Here is a 6,353-nt window from a genome sequence, read left to right on the forward strand (position 1 = left end):
TATAATTCAAAACGAATCCATCAAAGTTTAGGGTATCTTACACCTAATCAATTTGAAAAGGTAAGTGCTTAAAATAAATAGATTAAAATTCTACGTTTGTTACTCTAAAAAATTGACTTAACGTCAGTAAGTGCTTAAAATAAATAGATTAAAATTCTACGTTTGTTACTCTAAAAACTTGACTTAACGTCAATTTTTATCAATAAAGAAACTAGAATCCATATTTTTAAACAAAGATTCTTGTAGAAAATTATCAGAAGATAAATTTTCATCATCTATTTGCAAACTTTGAAATAGACTTTCTTTATCAAATTTTTGACTAACTAAAAAATACTCACGTGCTCTCTTTTTTATTTCGTTCGAATCTTCTCGAGCATATATTTCTTGTGAAAAAAACTCATCTCTAGGATTTTCAAAAATATTAAGAATATCTTCTGTATTGACAAATTTATCTCTTGTTCTCTCTAATTTCAAAAATTTAGTTGACCAATATTCGGCTATCTTAATATTTTTATCAATAACCTTTATCGAAGTATTTTGACCACATTGATAAATACAAACTTTACAAAACTCACGCCTTATTCCTAATTTATCAATTTCAGCAAATGTTTCCTTATCAATTCCTGCCTCATCTTCCAATTTTACAATCAATAAGCTTGACTGGGTATATTTAAAAAATAAAAATCCTTGTGTAATCTGTTTATTTCGTTTACTTCCATCTTTTACTTGCTCTGCTGCTAATAAATCAAAGGCAAAAGCTCTGGCGTTTTCTTTGTAATTTTCATTCATTTGAGAATACTTAATTAACAAATGGCTGTCTAACTTATCCTCTGGTATTGAATAAGTCACCTCATCTTTACTAGCAGATTCAGTATTTTTTCTGAAAATATTTTCAATGTTTTGTATTTTTTCATCTGTCAAATCTTCAATCGGTTCAACTTTTTCATTTATATTATAAACATAATATTCCACATCATTCATTAATATCCATTCACTCCTATAAAATTATTTATTAAATTATAATTTTAACCATCAATCTTCGAATATCGATAGCAAAATTGTTTTATTAAGTAACAAAATTAGTATACCACATTTGTTATTATATTTCTCATATTTTTGTAGTTAAAAGATATATTTTTAATACCTTTTGAATATTCTTACTTTTTCTATCACTTCCTCCAAATTTGAATACCAAAATAGCGCAAAAAAACCACAAATTCAACCAAAATTTATGGCTTTTCCTAGAAACTTATCTACCTCAACCTAATCATAGAGCCAAACGAACCAACTCTTATTAAGCGACAGTTTTATCTATTAGCATAGCCAAATGATTCAAAAATTTAAACCTATCTTGCTCTGATAAAGTCTTTATTTTATCCATATTTAATCATTTAGCACTCCTAATGCCTACTCCTTTTAAGCGTAGATTTGATTAATACTTTTTCTATCGCATTGCCACCAAAATATTTCAAGTACCAAGTCGGTGACTTAGAGGTTGTAATGATTGTGACATCTTCGATATTTATTAATAGCCCTTTAATTCCTGTCTTAGTATCCTGATACGAAAACTGATGCAACATTACCTTGTCCAAAAAGCCTTTTAGAATAGCTGGCGTATCGTGCCACCAAATAGGAAAAACTAACACTAAATGCTTTATCTTTTTTAATTGTTCTTGATAATGCTTGACTTGAGGATCTAATGCCTTGCCTTGTAAAAGGTTCATTTTTATTTTGCAATATTTCTTCTACTTTTGTCAAAATAGCATGATTAAAGCTTTCTTCATAGGGATGGGCATATATAATTGTTGTCTCGTTCATCGTTAATCTCTCCAGTTCAGTTGATTGTTCAATCTTATTAAATAATTTATTTTGCATTGCCTTTTGTATAAATCTGCAACATATCTTCTACTTGTTCTTGAATCATTGCTCTTGAAGTAAATTGTGTGTGTTCCTCACTCACAATAATAGCCAAGCCACTAATATATGCCCATAAATGAAGCACGTGTTGGCTGATTGCCCCTTCTATTTGATAATGCTCCAAATACTCCCCAACTTCCTTCTTAAATAATTCAAAGCCACTCTGCGAATGGGTTAGGCCGATTTCATTATTTTCAATTTTAATCGGTATTACATAAGGACTTTGAAATAAAAAAGCATAATAGTGTAAATATTCCTTTGAAAAATAAACAAAATTGACTCCCATCTCTACTATTTTATCTTGAACAGATAAATCATTTTTTGTGATTATGATGTCAAGGTCTATAAAACTTTTCATCAGAAAAGCCCCAGATTCTATCTTGAGAACCTCGGGCTAAATTTATTATCTTCATAAAATATTTTACGAAAACTTGCTACCAAACACAGCAACATCTTCTTCCGTTAACCCAATCATAGGATCAATGGTCGTGATATTTTCTTCTGTCAAAATATAGGTTTCAGGCGTTGTCACATTTTCTGAGACTAGCTCTTCTACGACTTCTAAAGTTTCAACGGATTCATTATCCTGAGTACCATGTGCCTCAGCCTCAGGCACTTCTACACCAAAACGTTCTACCAGATAAGTTTTGCGATTGGCACCTTGTCGAGCGACGGCAGTCTGGAAACTGTTACTTTCACCAAGCAAAATCAAGGACTGCTTGGCACGCGTAATGGCGGTATAAAGGAGATTGCGCTCCAACATCCGGCTATAACTTGACACCATAGGCACGATGACGCTCGGAAATTCACTCCCTTGCGATTTGTGGATGGACATAGCATAGGCCAGCGTAATCTTGTACCACTCGCCCCGCGGATAGATGACCTCATTGCCATCAAAACTCATGACGATCTCGTCCTGCTTGGACTCTGTGTACTTGGCAGGCACAAGATCGGTAATCTCACCAATATCGCCGTTAAAAACGTCCAGCGCTGCTTCATTGACCAGATGCAGGACCTTATCTCCTTGCCGAAAAACGGTCTCCTGAAAAGCAAATTCCAGGCGTTCCTCAAGCGGATTAAACAGCTCTTGCAAGACCTTATTGACGTGATTAATCCCCGCAACACCTTTATACATAGGAATCAGCACCTGTAAATCAAAAGGATCATTCCCACGTTTCAGCCAGGCGCTGGCAATTTGGCCAATGTAGTTTGGAATATTAGCCGCGTTACTCTCGATATAAGAACGATCAGGCTTCTTAGCCGTGAAATCAGGGGGGAGCTGACCATCTTTGATGCCGTGTGCCAAATTGGTAATGGTCGAGCCTTCACCCTGTCTAAAAATTTTGTCCAGTTTCACCGAGGCAAAATCAGGAATCTTCAACAAATCTGCAAAAACCTGGCCTGGTCCAACAGACGGTAACTGATCAGCATCACCGACAAGAATGACCGTCATAGAAGGCGGAATGGCCGCAAATAATTTATTGGCGAGCCAAGTGTCAACCATTGAAAATTCATCAACGATTAACAGACTTCCTGACAAATCATTGCCAAAATCATCTTCTAAATCATCCGAGTTCAGGCCCAACTGGCGATGAATGGTCGCTGCAGGTAGGCCGGTCAGCTCATTCATCCGACGTGCTGCCCGACCGGTTGGGGCAACCTGAACGATTGGAAAGACATCATCCGTATAATTGTCTGGATTCAAGTCTACTTTGTGCAAAGCTGCGTATGCGCGGATAATGCCCTTAATAACCGTTGTTTTACCAGTACCCGGACCACCAGTCAAAATGAAAAATTGATGCGTCAGCGCCTTATAAATGGCATCCTTTTGCAGACTATCATAACGAATTTCAAGCGCTGCTTCTACTTCTTGGATAATGGTATCAAACTTATCAACGTCAACTGTCTCACCGATACGATTGGCTAATTTACTCAGCCTTTGATGAATGCCATCTTCCGCAAAATACAAGGAATTCTCAAAGATTTTAGTATCGTTAGCTTGAAGTTTACCCTCAGATAGCAGAAAATTAATATTTTCAACCACTTGATTCGGCAATATTTCAACATTTCGGGCTGATTCTAATAAATCAATCGTCTTTTCCAAGAGGTCTCGTGCTTCGATATAGGTATCACCAAGTTCAAGCGAATTAGTCAGCACCGTATGAATCAAGCCAGCCTGAATACGTGCATCACTTGTCGCAGAAATCCCTTCGTCTTCAGCAATCTTATCTGCTTTTTTAAAGCCAATGCCTTTGATTTCAAAAACAAGTTGATAGGGGTTATCCTTGATCACCTCTAGCGTATCTTCTTTGTAAAGCTCATAAATCTGGAAATTAATCTTACTTGGTAATTCATACTTAGCAAGTTTAGAGAGGATTTTTTCCATGCCATGATTCTCAGACAAGCGTTTAACGAAAGCTTTCAATTTCACATCTGTTAAAACGCCTGATAGGCGTTCTGGTTCATCTAAAATGCCATCAATTGTGTTCTCTGGAAATATAGCAACAATTTTTTCCGCTGTTTTTTGACCGATGCCTGGAAAGTGGTCACTCGATAAATATTTCACGAGGCCAGCACCAGAGGTTTGGACATTTTTTTCGTAAGTCGTTACTTTTAACTGTTCACCATATTTAGGGTGATTGGTCAATTCACCATAGAACTTATAGCTATCCCCTTCGACGACATCACCGATGATGCCATTGACGACAATTTCACTATCGGAAAAATCAGCATTGGTATCTGTCACTTCTAGTAAAATGACCTTATAAAAATTTGACGGATTACTGAAAAAAATGGCTTCAATTGTACCCGTGAAATAGAGTTTATCTGCCATGTTTTTCATTCCACTTGTTTAAGGTATATTTATCTCCGTCATAATTGACGATAGATAGGGTATTGTTATCCAAGCCAACGCCGCCAGGTCTTAATTCGCCAATCGGCGTGCCTGTCAGCATTTTAATCGTGCTCGACAAAAAAGCACCATGGCTAACAACCAGGACATTATCATAGTTTTGCTTGCTTAACCAATCCATAAAACGAATAAAGCGACGATAAACATCTCCTAAGTTCTCGGCACCGATTGGGTTGCCCCAAAACTGTTCTGGATGATGCCGAAACGCTGCCATATTTTCTGGGTCTTTTTTATGCGCTTCATCAATTAACATACCTTCAAAAATACCGAGATTCCATTCGAATAACTCGGTTTTTTTAACAATGTCTTGTGACTGATGATTATGTTCTGATAAAATCGTTGCTGTATCAATAGCACGTTTTGCAGGACTTGAAAAGATAGCATCAAACTTGATGTCTGACAAGTAATCACCAAGTGCTGCAATTTCAACTAAGGCCTCTGGTAGTAAGGGGGAATCCCCTGTCATGCCTTGAAGTCTGCGCTCTTGATTCCATTGTGTTTTACCATGTCGCACAAAATAAATTTTCATTTTAATTTGTCTTTCTCATAAGTGTGAACGCGTTCTAAACCTTGGTAATGCTGCTGTCTCAAACATTCGTAAATTACTATAGCTGCAGCATTTGATAGATTAAGACTTCTGACGTGTTCATCATTCATTGGGATTCTCAAAGCTTTTTCTGGATGCTCGCGCATGAAAGGTTCAGGTAGGCCGGTATCTTCTCTCCCTAGAAGGAAATAATGATTTGACTGTTCAGTGTAAAGACCATTTTCTGAGTAATCATGTTCTGCGAATTTAGTAATGAGGTGCAATTTTGCATTTTCATCACCATTGACATAAGCCATAAAAGCAGCTAGATCATCGTGATAAGTGATATTAACTTTATCCCAGTAATCAAGGCCGGCACGCTTGAGGTTTTTGTCTGTAATCTCAAAACCAAAAGGACGAATCAGATGTAGGTGTGTATTCGTCGCAGCACATGTTCTGGCAATATTGCCTGTATTAAAATGGATACGTGGTTCAAAAAGTACGATGTGATTTGTCATAATAGATATCATTATAGCAGATTTTACCACTTTTTTCATCTCAGGCAGTTGACTTATTATGTTAATTAGAGTGACATAAGCCCCTCAAAAATTTAGGGTACAAAAAAACTAGAGTGCTCGGAGTCAGTCTCAGCAAGCACCCTAGTTGGTAGTTGAGATTTGCTTTAATCATAACAGGTTTGATTGAAACAAATTTCTATAAGAACAATATTATCAATTTATTAAGTTTTTGTCAACCTTTTTTGCTTAATAAAAGCATAAAATATTCGTCAACACCTGTTAAAATCGATATTTGTCTGATAATTAGTTTTTAGGTTGATAATCACCGTAGCCGCTTTTCTCTAAATCAGCGTATAGGGCACCTCTAATAACTACCAATTAATTCACCTCTAAATGAAATTAGAAAAAAACACAGAAAACTAAGCATAGTCTACTGTGTTTTTCTTTATGTTACAGACGCCACTTGACTGTTTATTCTTAT

8 protein-coding genes are annotated in these 6,353 nt (G+C 36.2%); 1 reads left to right on the plus strand and 7 read right to left on the minus strand.

Annotated features, from left to right (window positions below):
- A partial coding sequence (locus HZR21_RS12100; protein ID WP_330872713.1) for an IS3 family transposase occupies window positions 1-72 on the plus strand: 72 nt, incomplete at its 5' end.
- Between the two features lie 117 nt (window positions 73-189).
- Here the strand turns inward: HZR21_RS12100 and HZR21_RS11050 are convergent.
- From HZR21_RS11050 to HZR21_RS11075, 7 genes are all read right to left on the minus strand, one after another.
- Entirely contained in the window at window positions 190-981 is a 792-nt protein-coding gene (locus HZR21_RS11050; protein WP_180747663.1) for a hypothetical protein, read from the minus strand.
- Window positions 982-1,400: 419 nt separating this feature from the next.
- The gene (locus HZR21_RS11055; RefSeq protein WP_310592577.1) at window positions 1,401-1,646 is read right to left on the minus strand and encodes an NAD(P)H-dependent oxidoreductase; all 246 of its coding nucleotides are present in this window, start codon (window positions 1,644-1,646) and stop codon (window positions 1,401-1,403) included.
- The gene (locus tag HZR21_RS12105) at window positions 1,549-1,818 is read right to left on the minus strand and encodes a hypothetical protein (RefSeq protein WP_310592578.1); all 270 of its coding nucleotides are present in this window, start codon (window positions 1,816-1,818) and stop codon (window positions 1,549-1,551) included. The genes HZR21_RS11055 and HZR21_RS12105 overlap by 98 nt, the downstream gene beginning before the upstream one ends.
- A gap of 46 nt (window positions 1,819-1,864) precedes the next feature.
- Entirely contained in the window at window positions 1,865-2,275 is a 411-nt protein-coding gene (locus tag HZR21_RS11060) for a hypothetical protein (protein ID WP_180747664.1), read from the minus strand.
- A 63-nt stretch (window positions 2,276-2,338) separates the two neighbouring features.
- Complete coding sequence (gene recD2 / locus HZR21_RS11065; RefSeq protein ID WP_180747665.1) at window positions 2,339-4,750, minus strand: SF1B family DNA helicase RecD2; 2,412 nt, start codon at window positions 4,748-4,750, stop codon at window positions 2,339-2,341.
- The gene (locus tag HZR21_RS11070; protein ID WP_180747666.1) at window positions 4,740-5,357 is read right to left on the minus strand and encodes a histidine phosphatase family protein; all 618 of its coding nucleotides are present in this window, start codon (window positions 5,355-5,357) and stop codon (window positions 4,740-4,742) included. Before HZR21_RS11070 ends, recD2 begins: the two co-directional genes overlap by 11 nt.
- Window positions 5,354-5,872: a tRNA (cytidine(34)-2'-O)-methyltransferase gene (locus tag HZR21_RS11075; RefSeq protein WP_180747667.1), complete on the minus strand. Its 519-nt coding sequence runs from the start codon at window positions 5,870-5,872 to the stop codon at window positions 5,354-5,356. Before HZR21_RS11075 ends, HZR21_RS11070 begins: the two co-directional genes overlap by 4 nt.
- Window positions 5,873-6,353: the final 481 nt, after the last annotated feature.

Origin of the sequence: Pseudolactococcus laudensis, assembly GCF_013449735.1 — a bacterium.
Taxonomy (GTDB): domain Bacteria; phylum Bacillota; class Bacilli; order Lactobacillales; family Streptococcaceae; genus Pseudolactococcus; species Pseudolactococcus laudensis.

What these genes read in the sequence shown, in the direction of transcription:
- HZR21_RS11050 (WP_180747663.1), bottom strand. Translation starts at nt 981, where the DNA reads ATGAATGATGTGGAATATTATGTTTATAATATAAATGAAAAAGTTGAA.
- HZR21_RS12105 (WP_310592578.1), bottom strand. Translation starts at nt 1,818, where the DNA reads ATGAACGAGACAACAATTATATATGCCCATCCCTATGAAGAAAGCTTT.
- HZR21_RS11060 (WP_180747664.1), bottom strand. Translation starts at nt 2,275, where the DNA reads ATGAAAAGTTTTATAGACCTTGACATCATAATCACAAAAAATGATTTA.
- recD2 (WP_180747665.1), bottom strand. Translation starts at nt 4,750, where the DNA reads ATGGCAGATAAACTCTATTTCACGGGTACAATTGAAGCCATTTTTTTC.
- HZR21_RS11070 (WP_180747666.1), bottom strand. Translation starts at nt 5,357, where the DNA reads ATGAAAATTTATTTTGTGCGACATGGTAAAACACAATGGAATCAAGAG.
- HZR21_RS11075 (WP_180747667.1), bottom strand. Translation starts at nt 5,872, where the DNA reads ATGACAAATCACATCGTACTTTTTGAACCACGTATCCATTTTAATACA.